At 67.9% G+C, this 21,465-nt stretch carries 20 protein-coding genes; 9 read left to right on the forward strand and 11 right to left on the reverse strand.

Features of this window, described 5'->3' with window-relative positions:
• The first annotated feature begins 17 nt into the window (after positions 1–17).
• Genes ACP26O_RS22575 through ACP26O_RS22585 form a run of 3 tightly spaced genes read left to right on the forward strand, consistent with a single transcriptional unit; the run spans position 18 to position 2,338 of the window.
• Positions 18–1,397: a cache domain-containing protein gene (locus ACP26O_RS22575; protein WP_105832533.1), complete on the forward strand. Its 1,380-nt coding sequence runs from the start codon at positions 18–20 to the stop codon at positions 1,395–1,397.
• Between the two features lie 31 nt (positions 1,398–1,428).
• Positions 1,429–2,073: a response regulator gene (locus tag ACP26O_RS22580; protein ID WP_011659886.1), complete on the forward strand. Its 645-nt coding sequence runs from the start codon at positions 1,429–1,431 to the stop codon at positions 2,071–2,073.
• A 10-nt stretch (positions 2,074–2,083) separates the two neighbouring features.
• On the forward strand, positions 2,084–2,338 hold the full coding sequence (locus tag ACP26O_RS22585; protein ID WP_175664337.1) for a hypothetical protein: 255 nt from the start codon (positions 2,084–2,086) through the stop codon (positions 2,336–2,338).
• 120 nt (positions 2,339–2,458) lie between these two features.
• Here ACP26O_RS22585 and ACP26O_RS22590 read toward each other — a convergent pair whose 3' ends face one another.
• Positions 2,459–3,055, reverse strand: a complete 597-nt coding sequence (locus ACP26O_RS22590; protein ID WP_175664338.1) for an MlaC/ttg2D family ABC transporter substrate-binding protein — start codon at positions 3,053–3,055, stop codon at positions 2,459–2,461.
• A 330-nt stretch (positions 3,056–3,385) separates the two neighbouring features.
• Here ACP26O_RS22590 and ACP26O_RS22595 point away from each other — a divergent pair, with 330 nt between their 5' ends.
• Both ACP26O_RS22595 and ACP26O_RS22600 read left to right on the forward strand, forming a co-directional pair.
• Entirely contained in the window at positions 3,386–6,019 is a 2,634-nt protein-coding gene (locus tag ACP26O_RS22595) for an MMPL family transporter (protein WP_126226287.1), read from the forward strand.
• A complete protein-coding gene (locus tag ACP26O_RS22600; protein WP_175664339.1) occupies positions 6,012–7,016 on the forward strand; it encodes an MlaA family lipoprotein in 1,005 nt (334 codons plus the stop codon). The genes ACP26O_RS22595 and ACP26O_RS22600 overlap by 8 nt, the downstream gene beginning before the upstream one ends.
• 112 nt (positions 7,017–7,128) lie before the next feature.
• On the opposite strand, the gene ACP26O_RS22605 is transcribed toward ACP26O_RS22600, so the two are convergent.
• The 5 genes from ACP26O_RS22605 to ACP26O_RS22625 form a co-directional block, all read right to left on the reverse strand.
• Positions 7,129–7,836 (reverse strand): phosphorylase, encoded by a 708-nt coding sequence (locus ACP26O_RS22605; RefSeq protein WP_175664340.1) that lies wholly within the window; start codon positions 7,834–7,836, stop codon positions 7,129–7,131.
• Positions 7,837–7,839: 3 nt separating this feature from the next.
• Positions 7,840–9,813, reverse strand: coding sequence for a squalene--hopene cyclase (shc, locus tag ACP26O_RS22610; protein WP_175664341.1), 1,974 nt, complete (start codon positions 9,811–9,813; stop codon positions 7,840–7,842).
• 15 nt (positions 9,814–9,828) lie between these two features.
• The gene (gene hpnE, locus ACP26O_RS22615; RefSeq protein WP_175664342.1) at positions 9,829–11,082 is read right to left on the reverse strand and encodes a hydroxysqualene dehydroxylase HpnE; all 1,254 of its coding nucleotides are present in this window, start codon (positions 11,080–11,082) and stop codon (positions 9,829–9,831) included.
• A gap of 4 nt (positions 11,083–11,086) precedes the next feature.
• Positions 11,087–11,935, reverse strand: a complete 849-nt coding sequence (gene hpnD, locus ACP26O_RS22620) for a presqualene diphosphate synthase HpnD (protein ID WP_175664343.1) — start codon at positions 11,933–11,935, stop codon at positions 11,087–11,089.
• A gap of 260 nt (positions 11,936–12,195) precedes the next feature.
• Positions 12,196–12,528 (reverse strand): hypothetical protein, encoded by a 333-nt coding sequence (locus ACP26O_RS22625; protein WP_006751672.1) that lies wholly within the window; start codon positions 12,526–12,528, stop codon positions 12,196–12,198.
• A 218-nt stretch (positions 12,529–12,746) separates the two neighbouring features.
• On the opposite strand from ACP26O_RS22625, the gene ACP26O_RS22630 reads away from it, so the two are divergent.
• A complete protein-coding gene (locus ACP26O_RS22630; protein ID WP_175664344.1) occupies positions 12,747–13,631 on the forward strand; it encodes an alpha/beta fold hydrolase in 885 nt (294 codons plus the stop codon).
• Between the two features lie 44 nt (positions 13,632–13,675).
• On the opposite strand, the gene ACP26O_RS22635 is transcribed toward ACP26O_RS22630, so the two are convergent.
• From ACP26O_RS22635 to ACP26O_RS22645, 3 genes are read right to left on the reverse strand one after another with little or no spacing between them, the layout of a single operon-like run.
• Positions 13,676–14,650, reverse strand: a complete 975-nt coding sequence (locus tag ACP26O_RS22635) for a GGDEF domain-containing protein (protein WP_175664345.1) — start codon at positions 14,648–14,650, stop codon at positions 13,676–13,678.
• Positions 14,647–15,273 (reverse strand): chemotaxis protein CheC, encoded by a 627-nt coding sequence (locus ACP26O_RS22640; RefSeq protein ID WP_006751669.1) that lies wholly within the window; start codon positions 15,271–15,273, stop codon positions 14,647–14,649. Before ACP26O_RS22640 ends, ACP26O_RS22635 begins: the two co-directional genes overlap by 4 nt.
• On the reverse strand, positions 15,266–15,634 hold the full coding sequence (locus ACP26O_RS22645) for a response regulator (RefSeq protein WP_040138947.1): 369 nt from the start codon (positions 15,632–15,634) through the stop codon (positions 15,266–15,268). The genes ACP26O_RS22640 and ACP26O_RS22645 overlap by 8 nt, the downstream gene beginning before the upstream one ends.
• A gap of 467 nt (positions 15,635–16,101) precedes the next feature.
• Here ACP26O_RS22645 and ACP26O_RS22650 point away from each other — a divergent pair, with 467 nt between their 5' ends.
• A complete protein-coding gene (locus ACP26O_RS22650; protein WP_175664346.1) occupies positions 16,102–18,342 on the forward strand; it encodes a hybrid sensor histidine kinase/response regulator in 2,241 nt (746 codons plus the stop codon).
• Between the two features lie 45 nt (positions 18,343–18,387).
• Here ACP26O_RS22650 and ACP26O_RS22655 read toward each other — a convergent pair whose 3' ends face one another.
• Positions 18,388–18,942, reverse strand: coding sequence for an NADPH-dependent FMN reductase (locus ACP26O_RS22655; RefSeq protein ID WP_011659898.1), 555 nt, complete (start codon positions 18,940–18,942; stop codon positions 18,388–18,390).
• 365 nt (positions 18,943–19,307) lie between these two features.
• Between ACP26O_RS22655 and ACP26O_RS22660 the strand changes: the two genes are divergently transcribed.
• Positions 19,308–19,904, forward strand: coding sequence for an RNA polymerase factor sigma-70 (locus tag ACP26O_RS22660; protein WP_175664347.1), 597 nt, complete (start codon positions 19,308–19,310; stop codon positions 19,902–19,904).
• On the forward strand, positions 19,885–20,115 hold the full coding sequence (locus tag ACP26O_RS22665; protein ID WP_175664348.1) for a zf-HC2 domain-containing protein: 231 nt from the start codon (positions 19,885–19,887) through the stop codon (positions 20,113–20,115). The genes ACP26O_RS22660 and ACP26O_RS22665 overlap by 20 nt, the downstream gene beginning before the upstream one ends.
• Before the next feature lie 357 nt (positions 20,116–20,472).
• Here ACP26O_RS22665 and arsC read toward each other — a convergent pair whose 3' ends face one another.
• Positions 20,473–20,829 carry an arsenate reductase (glutaredoxin) gene (gene arsC / locus ACP26O_RS22670; RefSeq protein WP_175664491.1) on the reverse strand — a complete coding sequence of 119 codons (357 nt, stop codon included), beginning with the start codon at positions 20,827–20,829 and terminating at the stop codon, positions 20,473–20,475.
• Positions 20,830–21,465 lie beyond the last annotated feature (636 nt).

The following is a 21,465-nucleotide window of genomic DNA, read 5'->3' on the forward strand; positions in this document are numbered from 1 at the left end:
GTCTGCTTCGCACCACCATGAGACTCAAGGCAAAGATTTTCCTTCTGGCCATCGTGCCGTTCCTGCTCGCGATCGCCGGCATCGGCTTCGGCGTGCGCCAGCAGGCGACGTCGCTCGCGCGTACGCAGCACGCGACGATCCAGGCCGCCTACCTGTCGAGCAAGGAAGTCGAGCTGAAGCATTACGTCGAGCTCGCGACGAGCGCGATCATGCCGCTGTACGACGCGAGCGGCCGCAATGCGCGCGACGAGGGCCTACTGCGCACACAGGCGCTCGCAATGCTGCAGAAGATGGATTTCGGCCCCGACGGCTATTTCTTCGTATACGACCTGCACGGCAATTCGCTGATGCATCCGCGCGAGCCCGAGCGCGTCGGCCACAACTTCTGGTCGATGCGCGACCCGCAAGGCGCGCTGACGATCCAGCAGCTGATCGGCGCCGCGTCGCACGGCGGCGGCTACGTGCGCTACGCGTGGCAGCGGCCGTCGACCGGCAAGGTCGCGCCGAAGCTCGGCTACGTCGTCGCGCTCGAACGCTGGGGCTGGATGGTCGGCACCGGCATCTATCTCGACGACGTCGACAACGCGCTGCAACGCATCGACGCGCGGGCGTCCGCGAACATCGAGCGCACGATGAGCTGGCTCACCGCGATCGCGCTGACCGGCGCCGCAGTGATCGCCGTCTGCGCGCTGGTGCTGAACGTCAGCGAATCGCGCAGCGCCGATGCGAAGCTCAAGCAGCTCGCGCAGCGCGTCGTCGAATCGCAGGAGCAGGAGCGCGAGCGGCTGTCGCGCGAGCTGCATGACGGGATCAGCCAGATGATGGTGTCCGCGAAGCTGATGCTCGAGTCCGCGCTCGCGCGGTTCGAGCGCGGCGCGACGCGCATGCCCGAAGCCGAGCAGGCGCTCGCGACGGGGGTCGGACGGCTCGGCGACACGCTGCGCGAAGTGCGGCGCATCTCGCATGCGCTGCGCCCGGCGATGCTCGACGATCTCGGTCTCGCGGCCGCGCTCGAGCAGCTCGTGCGCGAACTCGGCGCCGAGAGCGGCATCGACATCGGCTATACGCAGGTCGCGCACAGCGGCGCGCGGCCGTTGCCCGCACCGGTCAATACGGCGCTGTTCCGGATTGCACAGGAAGCGCTCAGCAACATCGTGCATCATGCGCAGGCGTCGCGCGCGGCCGTCACCCTCGACGTCGGCGCGCATGCCGTCAGGCTGACCATCGCCGACAACGGCTGCGGCTTCGACGCCGAGCGGACCCAGACCGATGCGCGCCGCGGCATCGGGCTGCGCAACATGCGCGAGCGCCTCGACGCGCTCGGCGGCACGCTGACGATCACGTCGCAGGTCGGCCACACCGTCGTGGCCGCGCGCGTGCCGCTGCGCGCCGCCTGACGAGCACCACCATAACCGGAGACCTTTGCCCATGAGCGCCCCCGACACTGACCGGCCCGCCGCCCGACTGCTGCTCGTCGACGATCACCCGCTGGTGCGCGACGGCCTGCGGATGCGGCTCGAGGCGGCCGACCTGTCCGTGGTCGGCGAAGCCGGCAACGCCGACGAAGCGCTCGCGCTCGCCGCGTCGCTCGAGCCCGATCTCGCGCTGATGGACGTCGGCATGAACGGGATGAACGGCATCACGCTCGCCGGCGTGTTCCACGAGCGCTTTCCGGGGATTCGCGTGCTGATGCTGTCGATGCACGACAACATCGAGTACGTGACGCAGGCCGTGCGCGCCGGCGCGAGCGGCTACCTGCTGAAGGATTCGCCGGCGAGCGAGATCGTCCGCGCGATCGGCGCGGTGCTGGCCGGGCAGACGTTCTTCAGCGAAGGGCTCGCCGCGCGGATGATCCAGGCGAGCGCGACCGCGTCGCCGCTCGACCGCTTGACGCCGCGCGAGCGCGACATCCTCGACGCGCTGGCCGAGGGGCTGTCGAGCAAGCAGATCGCGCAGCAGACGGGGTTGTCGGTGCGCACGGTGGAGACCCATCGGCTGAATCTGAAGCGCAAGCTCGAGATCGAGGGGCAGGCGGAGCTGATCAAGTTCGCGGTCGAGCATCGGCGGCGGTAGGGCAGCAGTAATGACACTCGCACGCTACGGCCTCAACATCTTGGCCACCCTCATTCTCGGCACACTGCTCGCACGCTGGTTCGTCCACCTCCCGATCGAGACGCCCATTCCCGCGGCAATCGAAGCGGCGATGGCATTTTTCGGGGTCGACACCATTGCGCATGCCGACGACGTCGAGGGGATCGGGCTCTTGCTCGTCCTGGCCGTCTGTCTCGCCGTGGCCGGCTTGGTCGTTTGGGGCATCAACCGGGTAGTTCGGCGCTAGGGAAACGTCGAGGCCGACGGACACCGCTCAATGTGCAAACGCCCCGGTCGCATTCGCGACCGGGGCGTCGTGGTTTCAGCGTCGCATTTCAATCGCGGCTCGCGCCGCGACCGTCGACCGTCAGTTCGTCCGCGAGTTGTGCTTCTGCAGATACGCGATCAGGCCGTCGATGCCGCCCGTTACGAGCTGGCTCTTGAACTGCCCCTGGTAGACCTGGATCAGCCACGCGCCCGACATGTCGATGTCGTAGATCTTCCAGTCGCTGCCGACCTTGCCGAGCCGGTAGCCGACCGACTGGCTGTCGCCCGGCGTCGTGACCGTCGACTGCACCAGCGCATCGGCACCCGACGCGCCGCCTGGCTTGAACGAGAACTTCGCGTCCTGGTTGCCGAGCTGCGCGAGCGACGCGGCATAGGTGCGCGTCATCAGCACCCTGAACTGCTTGTAGAGTTCCTGCTGCTGTTGCGGCGTCGCCTGCTTCCAGGCATCGCCGACCGCGATGCGCGTCGTGCGCTCGAAGTTCGTCACCGGCAGGAAGCGCTGCTCGACGACTTGCGTGATTTTCGCCATGTCGCCGCCGCGTGCAGCCGGATCGGCCTTCATCGCGTTGACGGTGCCCTCGACCGCATTGCGGACGATGTCGACCGGCGCGCTCTGCGCGAAAGCGGAAACCGACACGGCGGCGGCCGCGACGAAAGCAAACAGATGACGTTTCATACGGATATCGCACTCGATGAGAAAAAACGGGCCGGCGGATTGCATCGATTGCATCGGCCGGTGGGTCGAAGTATAGCGGCCCGAACGCCCGCCTGCCGCCCGGTGACCGACTGTTACCTTTGAGCCCCTTTTGTCACAGGACCGCCGCCGCGGCACGATTCGGGCCGATTATGTAAATATCCGCTTACCAATGGTCCGATCATTCGCGCCGATTCCCTCGCCGCGGAGCAAATATCCTTCCCGCCCCTTCATGCTGCAACGTTGCGACCGACGTCACGCGGCGCCGGTATACTCGTTGCTTTGCCCTTGCCAGCCCCTTCCCACCGCCACATGGTGACATCTCTCATCGTCCGACTCGTCGCATTGTCGGTACGCCGCCCCGTCTGGGTCGTCGTGCTGTCGCTCGTCATTGCCGTCTTCAGCGGCGTCTATGTCGCGCAGCACTTCAAGATCAACACGGACATCAGCAAACTGGTCGACGCGGAACCGCAGTGGGCCGCGCTCAGCAAGGCCGTCGACAAGGCCTTCCCGCAACGCAACGGCACGATCCTCGCGGTGGTCGAGGCGCCGGCCCCCGAATTCGCGACGGCCGCCGCGCACACGCTCACCGAAGCGCTGCAGAAGCAGGCCGACGCCGGCCGGATCGGTCAGGTCGCCGAACCCGGCGGCGGGCCGTTCTTCGAGCACAACGGGCTGCTGTTCCTGTCGTCGCAGGAAGTGTCGGACACCACGTCGCAGCTCGCGAGCGCGCGTCCGCTCGTCAATGAACTCGCGAAGAACCCGAGCCTGACCGGCCTCGCGACCACGCTGTCCACCACGCTCGGCCAGCCGCTCCTCACCGGCCAGGTGAAGCTGCCCGCGATGGCGAAGCTGCTCGCACGCAGCGCCGCGACGGTCGACGACGTGCTCGCCGGCAAGCCGGCCGCGTTCTCGTGGCGCGGGCTGGTCGACAGCGATGCCGCGCGCCAGCCCGCCCGCGCGTTCGTCACCGTACAGCCGGTCGTGAACTACGGCGCGCTGAAGGCCGGTGCGGAAACGACCCAGGTGATCCGCGACACCGCGCAAGCGCTCGGCCTCGAGCAACGCTACGGCGCGGTCGTGCGCCTGACCGGCGAACAGCCGCTCGCCGACGACGAATTCGCGTCTGTGGAAGACGGCGCCGCGCTCAATGGCGCACTCACGCTGCTCGCCGTGCTCGTGATCCTGTGGCTCGCGCTGCGCTCGAAGCGGATGATCGGCTCGGTGCTCGTCACGCTGTTCGTCGGCCTCGTCGTGACGGCCGCGCTCGGCCTCGCGATGGTCGGTTCACTGAACATGATTTCGGTCGCGTTCATGGTGCTGTTCGTCGGCCTCGGCGTCGACTTCTCGATCCAGTACGGCGTGAAGTACCGCGAGGAACGCTTCCGCGATGAACGCATCGATCACGCGCTGATCGGCGCCGCGCACTCGATGGGCATGCCGCTCGCGCTCGCCACCACGGCGGTCGCCGCGAGCTTCTTCTCGTTCATTCCCACCGCCTATCGCGGCGTGTCCGAGCTCGGCCTGATCGCGGGCGTCGGGATGTTCGTCGCGCTGCTGACCACGCTCACGCTGCTGCCCGCGCTGCTGCGCCTGTTCGCGCCGCCGGGCGAATCGAAGACGCCGGGCTTTCCGTGGCTCGCACCGGTCGACGATTTCCTCGATCGCCATCGCAAGCCGATCCTGATCGGCACACTCGCGGTCGTGATCGGCGCGCTGCCGCTGCTCGCGTTCCTGCACTTCGACTTCAACCCGCTGCACCTGAAGGATCCGCACAGCGAATCGATGGCGACGCTGCTCGCGCTGAAGGATTCGCCCGAAGCGGCCGTCAACGACGTCACGCTGCTCGCGCCGTCGCTCGCCGAGGCCGACGCGGCCGCGAAGCGCCTCGACGCGCTGCCGGAAGTCGGCCGCACGACGACGCTCACGACCTTCGTCCCGGCCGACCAGCCGGCCAAGCGCGCGGCGATCGCCGCGGCCGCGAGCGAACTGCTGCCCGCGCTGACGCAGCCGGCCGCGCCGAAAGCGACCGACGCGCAGCGCGTCGCCGCGCTCAAGCGCGTGTCCGACCTGCTGGGCTACGCGGCGGAAGATCACCCGGGCCCGGGCGCGGCCGCCGCCCAGCATCTGTCGGCATCGCTCGCGAAGCTCGCCGCCGCCGACAGCGCGACGCGCGACCGCGCCGAACACGCGTTCTCCGACACGCTGCGCATCGCGCTGAACCAGCTCGCGACGCTGCTGCAGCCGCAGGACGTCACGCGCGAAACGTTGCCGCCGCCGATCGTGCGCGACTGGGTCGCGCCGGACGGCCATGCGCTCGTGCAGATCTCGCCGAAGGTGCCGAAGGGCGTCGACCCGAACGACGACACGATGCTGCGCCGCTTCGCGAAGGCGGTGAAGGCCGCGGAGCCGGGCGCGACCGGCGGCCCGATCTCGATCCTGCATTCGGCCGACACGATCATCAACGCGTTCCTGCACGCGGCGCTGTGGTCGATCATCTCGATCACGATCCTGCTGTGGGTCACGCTGCGCCGCTTCGGCGACGTGCTGCGCACGCTGGTGCCGCTGCTCGTGTCGGGCCTCGTGACGCTCGAGATGTGCGTGCTGCTCGGCATGTCGCTGAACTTCGCAAACATCATCGCGCTGCCGCTGATGCTCGGCGTCGGCGTCGCGTTCAAGGTGTACTTCGTGATGGCGTGGCGCGCCGGGCAGACGGGCCTGCTGCACTCGAGCCTCACGCACGCGGTGCTGTTCAGCGCCGCGACGACGGCAACCGCCTTCGGCAGCCTGTGGCTGTCGCATCATCCGGGCACGTCGAGCATGGGCAAGCTGCTCGCGCTGGCGTTGACCTGCACCCTGATCGGCGCCGTGGTGTTTCAGCCCGTCCTGATGGGCAAACCGCGCGTCAAACGCGCCCAGAACCAATCGCAAGGAAACAATGAATAAGGTGCGAATCATTGCGGCGACCGTCGCTGCCAGCGCGGTGCTGAGCGGCTGCGCGACCGGCCCGAACCGCAACCCCAACGACCCGCTCGAGCCGATGAACCGGGCGATGTACAAGTTCAACGACACGGTCGACACGAACATCGCCGTGCCGATCGCGAAGGGTTACCAGAAGATCACGCCGACGCCGATGCGCACGGCGATCAGCAACTTCTTCTCGAACCTCGGCGATCTCGGCAACATGGCGAACAACCTGCTGCAGTTGCGCATCACCGATGCGACGCAGGATCTGATGCGCGTGGCGATGAACTCGGTGTTCGGCGTCGCCGGCCTGATCGACATCGCGACGCCGGCCGGGCTGCCGAAGCATCACCAGGATTTCGGGCTGACGATGGCGCGCTGGGGCATGCCGTCCGGCCCGTACCTCGTGCTGCCCGTGTTCGGGCCGAGCACGATCCGCGACGGCGTCGGCCGCGCGGTGGACGTCCGCTTCAACCTGCTGAACTACATCGAGCCGGCCGCGCGCAATCCGATGTACATCGCGCAGTTCATCAGCGCGCGTTCGGATCTGCTCGGTGCGACCGACCTGCTGAAGCAGGCGGCGCTCGATCCGTACTCGTTCGTCCGCGACGCGTATCTGCAGCAGCGCAAGTCGCTGACGTATCGCGGCCAGTCGGCCTCGGCCACGCCGCCGAACTACGCCGAGCCGGGCGAGGCGGGCGCGGTGCCGGCGGCCGCTCCGGCCATGCCGGGCTTGCCGAACTACGAGGATCCGGGTGAGGCGGGCGGTGCGTCGGGCGCGGCGCCGAACAACGCGCCGGCCGCGCCGGGGTTGCCGCAGTACGACGATCCGGGTGCCGACGGTGCGATGCCTGCGAGCGCGCCTGCCGCGGCACCGGCGGCTGCATCCGCTGGTGCGACGACGGCGCCGGCCGCCAACGGCGCCCCGATCGCGCCGGCGATGCCGACGCTGCCCGCGAGCAGCCCGGCCGCGCAGTAACGCGACACGGAATCCGCCGGAAAGCCGAAGAGCGCTGCATCATGCAGCGCTCTTTTTTTATGCCTACGTGGACGAAAAAAGAAGGAGGAAGAGGAGAAGCGGCGAACGCCGCTCAGACGATCCGCATCGCGCCCGCACGCTCGAATGCGTGCCGCGCCTGGATCAGCGTCGTGCGCGCCGCGCGCGCGTCCCCCGCGACCTGCAGCAGCGGGCCGAGCTGCGACGGCTGCTTCAGCAGTTCGCGCAGAATCGGCAGGATCGCGGTGCTGCCGTCGTCGCGCAGGCCGGCCGTCGCCGCGCGCGGCAGCGTGCGCCACGCCGGGTCGACGATCGCGCGGCACACCGCGAACGGCACGCCGCGCGACGCCGCGAAGGCCGCGGCGATATGCGATTCCATGTCGACGGCGAGCGCGCCCTTCGTGCGATGCAGCGAGGTCTTTTCCTGTTCGCTGACCACCGGCGCGCTAACCGCCGCCATCGTGCCGCGCGTGACGCGCGCCCACACCGGCGTGTCGTGCAGCGCGGCGACGAGCCGCGCGCTCCAGGCCGGATCGGTCTGCACGCGGCCGAACGGCCCGTCGATCGCGTCCGCGATCACGAGCGCGCCGGGCGCGAGGTCGGGCGCGAGCCCGCCCGCCGTGCCGAAGCTCACGATGCCCGCGCAACCGCGCGCGGTCGCCTCGGCCAGCGCGCGCTCGAGCCGGTCGGCGCGCGCGGCGAACACGGCCTCGACGCCATGACCGCGCGCGATGCGCGCCTCGAACGCCATCCCCGTGACGGCGATGACGGGCAACGTGCCGTTATGCTGCGTCGGCGCCACGCGTTACAGCCCGAACGTCACGCGCGTGGCGTTGTTGCGCTTCAGGTTGCGATAGCGCGCGAGCGCCCACAGCGGGAAGAACTTGCGATAGCCGTGGTAGCGCAGGTAGAACACGCGCGGGAAGCCCGTCGCCGTGAAGCGCGTCTCGTCCCACAGCCCATGTTCCTTCTGCTCGGCGATCAGGTACTCGATGCCGCGCGCGACGGCCGGGTTGTTCACCTCGCCGGCCGCCATCAGGCCGAGCAGCGCCCAGGCCGTTTGCGACGCGGTGCTCGGCGCCTGCTCGAAACCGCGGTAGTTCAGCTTGTAGCTGTCGCCGTCCTCGCCCCAGCCGCCGTCCTTGTTCTGGATCGACAGCAGCCACTGCGCGCCGCGCTTCACGCGCGGATCGTCCGGCGTCAGACCCGCGGCGTTCAACGCGCACAGGGCCGTCCACGTGCCGTACACGTAGTTCATCCCCCAGCGGCCGTACCAGCTGCCGTCCGGCTCCTGCTCCTTCAGCATGTAGTCGAGCGCGCGGCGCGCCGGCTCGCTGTTCAGCGGCGTCTCGCCGAGCTGCGCCAGCATCGACAGGCAGCGGCCCGACACGTCGGCCGTCGGCGGATCGAGCAGCGCGCCGTGATCCGAGAACGGAATGTTGTTCAGGTAGTACTGCGTGTTTTCCGGTTCGAACGCGCCCCAGCCGCCGTCGCTGCTCTGCATCCCGACGACCCATTCGCGCGCACGCGCGATCGAATCGCGAAACGCGTCGTCATGCTTGAGTTTCTGCACGCGATCCATCGCCACCGCGACCACCGCGGTATCGTCGACGTCCGGGTAGTGCGGGTTCGCGTACTGGAACGCCCAGCCGCCGGGTCGCACGTGCGGGCGGCGCGAGATCCAGTCGCCGCGCACGTCGAGGATCTGCAGCGGGCGCAGCCATTCGAGGCCGCGGATCACGGCCTCCTCGGCGCGCGCGTCGCCGGTCTCGAGCAGCGCATGCGCGGCGAGCGACGTGTCCCACACCGGCGACAGGCACGGCTGGCAATACGCTTCGTCCTCCTGCACGACGAGCAGCTTCTCGATCGACTTGCGCGCGATCGCGCGGTTCGGATGATCTTCCGCATAGCCGAGCACGTCGTACATCATCACCGCGTTGGCCATCGCCGGATAGATCGCGCCGAGGCCGTCCTCGCCGTTCAGGCGCTCGTCGACGAACGACACGGCCTGACGGATCGCGCGTTCGCGCGTGTAGTTCGGGAACAGGCCGTCGGCCGCGCGCAGCGCATGGTCGACCACGCGGAAGAACGCGAACCAGCCGGGGCTCTGGTGGCCCTGGCGCGGCAGCAGCCCGGCGTTGACGGGCGGGTCGACGAACAGCTCGTCGATGCGCACGCCGCGCGGGTTCTTCGCGATCGGACGCTTCGCGTTCAGCACCAGCAGCGGCACGATCACGGTGCGCGCCCAGTACGACACCTTCGACAGGTGGAACGGGAACCACTGCGGCAGCAGCATGATCTCGACCGGCATCATCGGCACCGCGCGCCACGGAATCGCACCGTACAGCGCGAGCTGGATCCGCGTGAACACGTTCGACATCTCGGCGCCGCCCATCGCGTGGATCGCACGGCGCGCGCGCTGCATGTGTTCGGCGTTCTCGTCGTCGCCGATCACCTTCAGCGCGAAATACGCCTTCACGCTCGCGCTGATGTTCGGCGCGCCGTCGGTGAACAGCGGCCAGCCGCCATCGGCCTGCTGGACGCGGCGCAGATAGCGGCCGATCTTCTGTTCGAGCTCGAGGTTCGGCGTCTCGCCGAGATAGTGGACGAGCAGCACGTATTCGGCGGGAATCGTCGAGTCGGCCTCGAGTTCGTAGACCCAGTGTCCGTCCGCGTTCTGCGCGGCCAGCAGCGCGTCGGTCGCGCTGGCGACGGCGGCGTCGAGCCCGGCCGGCACGGTGCCGGCGGACAGGGTAGCCATTTCGGTGAGATCGTTCATCGGTCCCTCTGTTACTTACTGTGTCTGGAGCACGTCCGCGGCCAGTTGGCCGGAACGGATCGCGCCCTCGATCGTGGCGGGCAAGCCGGTGGCAATCCAGTCGCCCGCCAGCACGAGATTGGTCCAGCGCGTACGCGCGGCCGGACGTTTCATTTCCTGCGACGGCACCGCCGCAAAGCCCGCGCGGGGCTCGACGACGAGCTGCCACGCGGGAATCGTTTCCGGGTTCGCGCCGCTCACGCGCGCGACGTCTTCCCAGATGCGCCGCGCGAGCGCGTCGCGCGGCATGTCGAGCCAGCGGCCCGCGTCGCGGATCGTCGCCGCGAGCATGCCGCCGCCGGCACGCACCGCGTCGACCACACCGTTGACGACGGTCGTCTGCGGCGTGCCGCCGGCCGGTGCGTCGACCGCGAAGTATGCGGTCACGACCGCGCTGAACGTGTCGGGCGCGGTGAGATCCGGGACGAGCGGCTGCGCGACCTCGGGCGGCACGGCGAGCACGACCGCGTCGCCCGGGGCGAGATCCACGCGCTCGCCGCCGACCGTGACCGCATCGACCGCATTGCCGTGCGCGCCGAATTCGAACGCGTCGAGCCGCGAGTTCAGCCGGATCTGCGCGCCGCCGTGCTGCAGCATCCGCAACGCCGGTTCGACGAACGCGCTGCCGAGCCCGTGGCGTGCGACGAGCGGCCGGCAGCCCGGGCCGCCCGCGGCAAACGTGCCGCACAGCACCGCGCGCGCGAGTTCGGCACTCGCGTGGCGCGGCTCGACGTTCAGCACCCCGAGGAAATAGGGGCGCAGCCAACGATCCCACAGCACGCCGTCGCATCGCATCGTCTGTGCGAGCGAGCGGCCGGTGCGCGCGAACGCGAGCGGGGCCAGCGCGAGGTAGTCGAGCGGCGTGGTGCCCGGCGCGCGCGACGCGGCGTCGAACAGCCACGACGGCCAGCGCCCGTTGCCGAAGCGCAGCGTCCAGCGCTGCTGCGACGCGACGTCGGCCACCGCACATTCAGGCAGCGCGGGCCCAGTGAGCTGATCGGCCGCCCCGATCGCACGCAGGTAGTGCTGCGTCGCCGGCTGCCCCGCGAAAACCTGATGCAGCCCACTGTCGAGCGTCGTGTTCAGTGTCCCGTCGAACCACGAGCGGCAGCGGCCGCCCGCGTGCGCATGCGCGTCGTGCAGCACGATGCGCCGCCCGCGACGTTGCAGCTCGACGGCGGCCGACAGGCCCGCGAGTCCTGCACCGATCACGTGGACGGTTCTGGGCATCGGCTCAGAACAACGCGTAACGCGCGGCGATCATCAGCATGCGCGCCTTCGGCTTGCGCAGCGGCGCGCGCGGAGCCGCGAAGCCGCGCGCGATCGCGGCCTCCAGAATGCAGCGATACGCGCCCGACATGATGCGCGGCGCCTTCACCTGCGCACGCGTGCAGGTATCCATCACGGCGTCCGCCGCGCGGAAATGCTCGAGCGCGCGCTCGACGAGCGTCGCGCAGACGCGCGGCAGCGCCGGGTCGCGCACGATCGTCGCCGGATCGGTGATCGCGATGCCTTCGCGCGCGAGCAGCTCGCGCGGCAGGTAGCAGCGGTTGATCGCCGCGTCGTCGTCGATGTCGCGCAGGATATTCGTCAGCTGCAACGCGCGGCCGAGGTGGTGCGACAGCGTGATGCCTTGCGCTTCGGGAATCCCGAAAATCCTCACCGACAGACGGCCGGCCGCGCTCGCCACGCGATCGCAGAACAGGTCGAGCGTCGGTTCGTCCGGCGCGCAGATGTCTTCGGCGGCGTCCATCGCCATTCCGTCGATCATCGCGTGGAAATCCTCGCGCTTCAGGTCGAACGCGCGAATCTCGCGTTCGAGCGCGACCAGATGGCGCGGCGGCTGGCCGGCGAAGCACGCGTCGATGTCCGCGCGCCAGCGATCGAGGCCCGCGTTGCGCTCGGCGCGCGGCAGGTCGCTGTCGGCGATGTCGTCGACCGCGCGGCAGAACGCGTAGACCTGGAACATCGCGTCGCGCTGCACCGCCGGCAGGATGCGCATCGCCAAATAGAAAGAACTGCCCGATGTGACGGCAGCGGCGTCGGTTTCTTGTTCGTCCACGACGAGATTGGAAACGGCCAAGACGAGCTCCACGGAGACGCCCACGCGGGGCGATTGAAGAAGCCATGCCCGGCTGGGTTGGTCAGGGCGTCAAATGCGTGCGAGATATGCGAACGATCGACGCAGACAGGCACAAATTACCGGCCGGAAGCCGGAATTGGGCGAAAGTATAGCAATCTTTGAAGTTCGATGGCGGACCCGTGCCGCGCCTGGCGGGCCGCGCAAAGGCCGGCGGGAGCTGGTGCGGCCGGCCCCGGCGGGGAATGGCGTCGCGCCGCGCGTCAGCCGTAGACGATGTCGCGCTGCAGATCGAGGGCGATGAGCCCCATTTCGCGGGTCAGCTGCAGCACCGAGCGGCGTTCGAGCCGCGAGCCCATGAAGCTCGTCACGCAGCCGTCGGGCTCCGCCGTGAACTGGAACGACGCGCCGCCGGTGCCGAACCACGCGCCCGGTACGTCGGGTGACTCGTGCCAGTCGAGCTGGTCGAACACGCGGGTGATTCCGGCGCGCACCGCGTCGCTCGGGCCGATCGGCGGCGCGATCTCGCCGAGGTCGTCGAGGGAATAGGGGCCGGGCTTGTCAGGCCGCCGGTAGAAAAGGTAGTCGACGTTCATGGGGCGCCATCGGAAGCAAAGTGTCAAATTAGCGCGCTTCGGCGCAAAATCAAATCAGATCAGGACGAAATGTGGCCTGTAGGAGACAAAAGGGCTTCGTCGCGGCAACCGGTGCGGGTATGCGCACAGTCGGCCCGCGCGTGCCGGCTTGAACGCGCGCCGTTTCGGCCACGCACCTTCGTCTAAGATGAACATCTTTCTCGAAAAAGACGGACACCATGGAGACGAACGTAACCGCCGCCGCGCCCTCCGACCATCCCGTTTTCGTGCTGGTGCACGGCGCGTGGCACGGTGCGTGGTGCTATGCGCACGTCGCGGCCGCGCTGGCCGAGCGCGGCTACCTGTCGATCGCGCGCGATCTGCCCGCACACGGCATCAACGCCCGCTTTCCCGCATCGTATCTCGAACGGCCGCTCGACAAGGACGCTTTCGGCGCCGAGCCGTCGCCGGTCGCGAATACCACGCTCGACGATTACGCGACGCAGGTGATGGAGGCCGTCGACGACGCGTACGCGCTCGGCCATGGCAAGGTCGTGCTGGTCGGCCACAGCATGGGTGGCCTCGCGATCACGGCCGCGGCGGAACGCGCGCCGGAGAAGATTGCGAAGATCGTCTATCTCGCCGCGTTCATGCCCGCGTCGGGCGTGCCGGGCCTCGACTACGTGCGCGCGCCAGAAAACAAGGGCGAAATGCTGGCGCCGCTGATGCTCGCGAGCCCGCGCGTTGCCGGCGCGCTGCGGATCGATCCGCGCAGCGGCGATGCCGCGTATCGCGCGCTGGCCAAGCGCGCGCTGTACGACGACGCGGCGCAGGCCGACTTCGAGGCGATGGCAAACCTGATGACCTGCGACGTGCCGGCCGCGCCGTTCGCGACCGCGATCCCGACGACCGCCGCGCGCTGGGGGGCGATCGACCGTCACTACATCAAGTGCCTGGCGGATCGCGTGATCCTGCCCGCGCTGCAGCAGCGCTTCATCGACGAAGCCGACGCGTTCGTGCCCGGCAACCCGACGCACGTGCACCAGCTCGACAGCAGCCATTCGCCGTTCGTGTCGCAGCCGGGCGTGCTGGCGAGCGTGCTCGTGGATATCGCGAAAAGCTGAACGACGCACGGCGACGGCACGGCGCCGCAACGGTCACGCAGCGCTCACGCGTACGCGATCGACCGGTCGCGCCCGAGCCGCTTCGCGCGATAGAGCGCGGTGTCGGCCTCGTTGACGAGCACGTCGGGCGCCGTCACGCCCGGCGTCGCGCACGCACCGCCGACGCTCGCCGTCACCGGCACGCTGACGCCTTCCGCGTCGACCGGCGTGCGGCCGATCGCGTCGCGCACCTTGTCGGCCACCCGCATCGCCTCGTCGAGATTCGTGCACGGCAGCAGCAGCGCGAATTCCTCGCCGCCGAAGCGGCCGAACGTATCCTGGGAGCGCACGATCGACGCGACGCGGCGCGCCGTCTCGCGCAATACCGCATCGCCGGCCGCATGCCCGAACCGGTCGTTGATCGTCTTGAAGTGATCGAGGTCGAACAGCAGCATCGACAGGTCGCCGCCGTAGCGCTGCCAGCGCGCGAACTCGTCGCCGAGCCGCGCTTCGAAGAAGCGCCGGTTCGCGATGCCGGTGAGGCCGTCGCGATTCGCATGCTCGCGCAGCTTCGCGACCGCTTCCTCGCGCTCGCGCTGCATCACGCTCACGTGCGTGACATCCGAGATCGTCACGCACACGGCCTCGACCTCGCGGCCGCGCGTGAGCGGCATGAACGTGCAGTCCTGCTGCATGTAGTCGACGCCGCCGGTGATCGGCCGGTCGTGCTCGAAGCGAAACAGGTAGGGCCGCTGCTCCCACGAGCTGAACGCGAAGCTGCCGAGCTGGAACACGCTCTCCAGTTTGCGTTCGAGCCACGCGCGCGGCAGCTCCGGAAAGCAGTCGAATAGGTTGCGGCCGATCACGTCGGCGGCCGGGATGCCGCTGTGGTCCTGCATGAAGCGATTCCACATCAGCACGGTCATCGAGCGGTCGAGCACGAACAGGCCGAAGCCCACCCGTTCGATCACGAGATCGCTCAGCGATGCCGCGGTGGCGGTGGTGGTGGGGCGGGTAGTAGTAATAGTAGTAGCGGTCATAGCGCGGACAGCAACGCGTCGAGCGAGTCGCCCATCAGCCGGATCGAATCCTCGGCCATCAGCATCACGAAATGTGCGCGGAACGCGTGATCCTCGAGTCCGAAATTCACTTCGAGCAGCAGCGCGACGCTCCATGCGAGCACGTTCGGCTGGAACACGTCGTCGAACGACACGTTCGCGCCGAGCAGCCCCGGCGGGAAGAACACAGGCTTGCGGCCGAGTTCGTCGAGGATCGACGACACGCACGCGCTCATCAGCACGTTCGCGACATCGAACACGACCTCGTCCTGCGTCGCCATGCCGGCATACACGCCGTCGCCGAACGTGCGGTCCATCAGCGACATGAGCCGCGCGACACCCGCGCTGCGGCACAGCACGATCGCCTCGCCCTTGATGTCGGAACGGAAGCCCTGGCGCACGGCCGTCACGTTCTCGCGGATGCCCGTCATCTCGCGCAGCGCGTCGCCCGCATCGGCGGCCTTCACGACGCGCACGCGCGGTACCGACAATTCGATGAAATGTCCGAGCAGCAGCGCGAGCCGTGCGGCGGCGCGGCCCATCGCGAGGTTGGCGATCTCCTGCAACGCGTCGCGTTGCTCCGCCGTGAACACCGATTCAGGCATACAACCCATACTCCTTGAGAATGGGCAGCAATGCCTCCGACGTCACGGGCTTGGCAACGAATGCGATCGCGCCCAACTCGCGCACGCGTGCTTGCGCCTGCGGCTGAATATCGGCGGATACCACGATCACGAACGTGTTCAGATCTTCGTGGCGCAGTGTCTCCAGCACCTGATAGCCGTTCATGTCGGGCATCGTCAGGTCCAGAAACATCACGGAAGCTTTGCCGTCACGATAGAGCGCCAGCGCCTCGCGACCATTCGCCGCATACGCGACATCGACGTCCCAGTCTCCGGGCAGTGCCTTTGTCAGAAGTTTGCGAGCGAGCAAAGAGTCGTCGGCGATCACGATCGGCAAAGGCATGGCAGCGAAGCAGTATTCGGAATGGTCTCTCTCGCGTTAACGACCGCGCGGCGCGCTTCTTGAGGCGCCATGCAATCAAGCGCTGGCAGCCACCGTGCGGACGCGCGCGGGCGCCGCGGCACGATGCACGCGACACACCGCGCCGCAAACGCCGGCGGGCGCATATATCTGTCATAGGGAAAGCAAGGCGCGATTCTCTGAGTAAACCGGAGGCGGTGCAACTCGCCATATTCACCATTTCGAACAAAATCGATCCCATCGCCCGGCATTCCGAAAACAGCCGCGATCATTTTCGAGATAAGCACGCAAAATTTTTCTTTGTGTACGTTTGCGCTGCCGGATTCATAGCGTTTTCAAACTTTCGATTTACCCCTGTCGGAATCACCAGGTTGCCCCGCTGCGCCGGGTACGGCGGGTGGGCGCAACTCGTTTATGATTGAACACCGCAGCTTGACCCGCTTTCTTCAATGACGTCCAAACGTCCCGCCGACTCCCATCCGCCCGCCTCCACGCCTGCCGACGACTGGCAGGATGGCGGCAGCTATTCGGCCGGCGCGCCCGAGCACGATTTCGCGGTGCGGCGCGTCACGCTGATCGTGCTGCTGGTCGCCGCGATCGTGCTGCCGTGCATCTATGTATCGGTCATGGCGTACAACGACCTGAAGGCACGCGAAGCCGCGGCGAGCGACGTGACGATGCGCACCGTGCGCGTCGCCGAGGAGCACGCGCTGAAGGTGTTCGACCTGACCGAGACGCTCGATGCGCGCATCGTCGACCTCGTGCAGGACATGGACGATGCCAGCGTGCGCCGCCAGGAATCCGACATCCACGAAGCGCTGAACACGATCGGCGGCGGCTATCCGCAGGTGGCTGCGGTGTCGATCTTCGGCGCGAGCGGCATGTTGCTCGCGAACAGCCTCTACTATCCGGCGCCCTATGCGTCGATCGCGAACCGCGACGACTTCGCCGGCATTCGCGACGGCAAGGTCATCGAACATATCTCGCGGCTGATGATGGGGCCGCTCAAGCTCGAGAACATCCCCGTGTTCAACACGGGCGTCGCGCGACGGCATAGCGACGGTTCGTTCGCCGGGATGGTGTCGATCGCGCTGAAATCGTCGTACTTCAATTCGTTCTACCGCGAGCTCCTCGGCGGCGCGGCCACGCCGATGACGATGGCGCTCGCGCGCTCCGACGGCGCGGTGATTGCGTCGTATCCGCCGCCGCCGTCGCTCGCGCACACCGATCTCACCACCACGTTCGGCAACGAACGCAACGATCCGCGCGCGGGCATCGTGCGCGTGCGCCACGACGGCGCCAGCGAGATCGTCGCGTACCGCCAGGTCGGCAGCTATCCCGTGTACGTGACCTGCGCGTACCGCACGTCGGCGATCCGGCGCGAATGGTACGAACACTTGAGCGTGCTGGTCATCTCGATGTTCGCGCCGTCGATCGCGCTGTGGTCGGTGATCTGGCTGTCGCTGAAGCGGCTGAAGGCGGAAGAGGAGGCCTGGGATCGCTGGCAGGCGGAAGCGTCGATGCGGCGCTCGATCGAATCGGCGTACCGGCAGTCGCGCAAGATGCAGGCGCTCGGCAACCTGGTCGGCAGCGTCGCGCACGATTTCAACAACCTGCTGATGATCATCTCGAGCAACGTGCAGATCGCGCGGCGGCGCGGCGTCCAGCATCTCGACAAGGAACTCGGCGCGATCGAACGCGCGCTGAAGAACGGCCAGTCGCTCACGCGCCAGCTGCTCGGCGTCGCGCGCAAGCAGCCGCTGCACAACGAGACGATCGACATCGGCCAATGGGTCGGCACGTGCCGCGAACTGCTGAAGACGTCGCTCGGGTCGAAGTCGTCGCTGGTCGTCGCGATCGAGCCCGGTGTGTGGCCGATCCGGGTCGATGTCGCGGAGCTCGAACTCGCGGTGATCAATCTCGCCGTCAACGCGCGCGACGCGATGACGATCGGCGGCCGCTTCACGGTCGGCGCGCGCAACGTGACGCTGCGCCGCGAGGACGGCTTTCCGCTGACCGGCGACTTCGTGCAGATCTCGCTCGACGATACGGGCTCGGGCATGGCGCCCGAGGTGCTCGCGCGCGCGTTCGAGCCGCTGTTCACGACGAAGGCGCAGGGGATGGGAACGGGGCTCGGGCTGCCGCAGGTGTTCGCGTTCTGCGAACGCTCGGGCGGCCTCGCGACGATCGACAGCGCGGTCGGCGCCGGCACGTCGGTGCGCCTCTACCTGCCGCGCGCACGCGTCGAGGACATCGTCGCGCGGCCGCCGGCCGTCGCGCACGACACGAGCGCGCTCGCGGGCCTGCACGTGCTGCTGGTCGAAGACAACAGCGAAGTCGCGGCCGGCACCGAAGCGCTGCTCACGCTGCTCGGGCACCGCGTCACCTATGCGCCCACCGCCGACGACGCGTTGCGCCTGATCGAAGGCGCGGCCGCGAACGACGCGTTCGACCTGGTCATCTCGGATATCCACATGCCGGGCCGCCTGAACGGCATCGATCTCGCCGAAGCGATCGACAAGCGACCGGGGAAGCTGCCCGTGATCCTGGTCACGGGTTACGCGGAGGAACTCGACCGCACGCGCACCGTCAACGTGCGCGTGCTGTCGAAGCCGTTCGACATCGCGCTGCTCGACGAGATCCTGCTCGGCATCCGCGAAGCGCGCGATGCGCGGCACACCAACACCTGACCCGCGGCACGCGGGCCGGTGCCGGCAGCGCGAAGGGTACGGCGATCAGGCGGACTTCAGCATGCGCACCCAGTCGACGTAGCGGTCGACGAAGCCCTGCAGGAACTTGCGGGTGTCCTCGCTGACGATCTGGCCTTGGTCGTCGATGCGCGCCGGGTCATGCTTGATGAACATTTCCGGCTGCGCGAGCGTCTTCACGTCGAGATACGCGAGCACGTTGCGCAGGTGCTGCTGCGCGAGCGCGGTGCCGGTCGCACCCGGCGACGTGCCGAGCACGGCGCCCGGCTTGCCGGACCACGAGTTGTGCCCCCACGGGCGCGAGCCCCAGTCGATCGCGTTCTTCAGCACGCCCGGAATCGAGCGGTTGTACTCGGGCGTGACGAACAGCAGCGCGTCGGCCGCTTCGATCGACGCCTTGAAGCGCTTCGCGACGTCCGGAAGATCCGCGTCGTAGTCCTGGCTATACAGCGGCAGTTCGCCGATCTCGACGAACTCGAACGAGAAATCGGCGGGCGCGAGCGAGATCACGGCGTGCGCGAGCGCGCGATTCCAGGAACCGCGACGCAGACTGCCGACGACGACGGCAACACGATAGGACATGGTTTTCTCCTTCCGGTGAGTGAAGAATCGGATCGATTGATTCGAAACAGGCGACAAAGGTCTGTTTATAGGCAAGCCAGCCCGCGAACCGTCCCACGGGGCCGACCGCCCGACTTTCCACAAGGTTTTCCACAGAAATTGTGGATAACTCGACCGTTATGGTCTGATGTTACAAACCGCCCGCATCGCGATTTCGCGCCACGCGACGCAAGGTTCCGGCAAGCATAGCGCAGCGCGTCGGCCGGCTTCATGAAATCGTGACGGAACATGCGTTGCAGCGCGGCGTCGCGCCCAGTAAGCTGCTCGCAGCGCGCCGCCCGGTGGCGCACGCGATTGCTTCCGCTTCGTAAGGCTCCCGACCTGCCATGCCGCCCGCGTACGACGATCCTCCCTATCTCACGCAACTGCGGCGCGACCTGCTGCGCTTCGCGCGACTCCAGCTACGCGATGCCGATGCGGCCGAGGATGCCGTGCAGGAAGCGCTGACCGCCGCGTGGTCGCACGCGGGCGAGTTCGCGGGACGGTCCGCGCACAAGACCTGGGTGTTCGGGATCCTGCGCAACAAGCTGATCGACATCCTGCGCGCTCGGCAGCGGACGGTGAGCCTGTCCGCGCTCGATGCCGAGCTCGACGGCGAATCCGCGCTCGATCGCGAGTTGTTCAAGGAAAACGGGCATTGGGCCGCGCATACGAAGCCGCGGCCGTGGCCGCGCCCCGAGACGCTATTGCAGCAACAGCAGTTCTGGACGCTGTTCCAGGTCTGTCTCGATCACCTGCCGGAACACATCGGGCGCGTGTTCATGATGCGCGAGTTCCTCGATGTCGCGATCAACGACATCTGCACTGAACTGACTTTGACGACGAACCATTGCAGCGTGCTGCTGTATCGGGCGCGCACGCGCCTGCGCACCTGCCTCAGCGAAAAAGGACTGACGACCGAAGATGCTGCCGGGGAAATGTAGGGACGTGACGCGACTGCTGTCGGATGCGCTCGACCGGTCATTGACGCTGCATGAGCGGCTGCAGGTGGGCGTGCATCTGCCGGCTTGCAGTGGATGCCGGGCGTATCGCGGGCAGATTGCGGTGCTGCGGGCGGCGGCGCAGGCGGCGGGGGGGCGGAATGGGGCGGCGGATGATCGGGATGCTTCGTCGGCGGGGGACGGGCAGGGGTGAGTTGGCGGGGGCTGTGTCGTTCGCGGTCATGCGTTGCGGCCGCCGCGGGGGATGTTCTTGTCGACGTTGATGGGTTGACGCGGGAGGTCGCTCGGGTCGCTCGGGTCGCTCGGGGCGCTCGGGGCGCTCGGGGCGCTCGGGGCGCTCGGGGCGCTCGGGGCGCTCGGGGCGCTCGCGGTCATCGAGTGCGGTGGCGGTGGCGGCGATGCGCGCGAGGTCGGCGCCTGTGTGTAATTCGGCGAGGAGATCCGCGACGCTAGGTGATTGTCGCTGCGAGCTGCGGCACGAGAATTCGGTCGGTCAATCCGGCACGCTCGCGCCGGATTGATGCAATAAGAAAAATACGCCGAACAACAATTACTCGAACAGCATCCGCACCGACTCGGGCGGCCGGCCGATGGCTGCCTTGCCTCGATACACGACGATCGGACGCTGCAGCAGAATCGGATGCGCGGCAATCGCTTCGTAGGCCTCCGCATCGGTCAGACTCTCGCGGGTCAAATCCAGCGTCTTGTACGGCTCCTCTCCATCGCGAAGCATGTCGCGCACCGGGCAACCAAGCTGACGATGCAGCGTCTCCAGTTCCTCGACCGTCGGCGGCGTCTTCAGATACTCGACGACATTCACCGGCGTGCCAGTGGTGTTCAGCGCCTCGACCAGCGCGAGCGTCTCGCGGGACTTCGAGCAGCGGGGGTTGTGATAGATCGTGATCATCATTCAGGCCAGGATGAGAGAGGCCCGTATTGTAGCCAGTCTGGTTGGGGGCGTTTTTCGTGCGGTGCCGGCGCGCGTGAGGATGGGGGAGTTGAATGCTCGGATGACGTGTGGCGCAGCACGTCGGTAGTGCCGTGGAGCCCGTGGAGCCCGTGGAGCCCGTGGAGCCCGTGGAGCCCGTGATGCCCGTGATGCCCGTGATGCCCGTGATGCCCGTGATGCCCGTGATGCCCGTGATGCCCGTGATGCCCGTGATGCCCGTGGAGCCCGTGGAGCCCGTGATGCCCGTGATGCGTTTATGCGCATAAAGTGCATGGCGCGGAGCGATACGTGAGCCGTCTTCACGGGCAAATAGCGCGGGGGAATTGCACAACGCATCGCTATGGCGTACGCGGCCTACGACCCGGAGGACCGCTGTCCGGTTTATCTGTCGCTCGGTTTATGCGCATAAAGCCGTCGCTTCCCGGAGTGGGGCAGTCGACTGATATCGCAGCCGGCTCATGCAAAGCGATGCGTCGAGTGATCAGCGAGACTGATACTCGATGGTGTTTGGGGTTGATCGTCGTGGGGGCGCCCTTTACGCGCACGGTAGCCAACGTGCGACCGCTAATGGCCGCAGTTCCCCTCGATGGTTTA

This window comes from Burkholderia sp. R-40 (assembly GCF_049942845.1).
Lineage (GTDB): Bacteria > Pseudomonadota > Gammaproteobacteria > Burkholderiales > Burkholderiaceae > Burkholderia > Burkholderia ambifaria.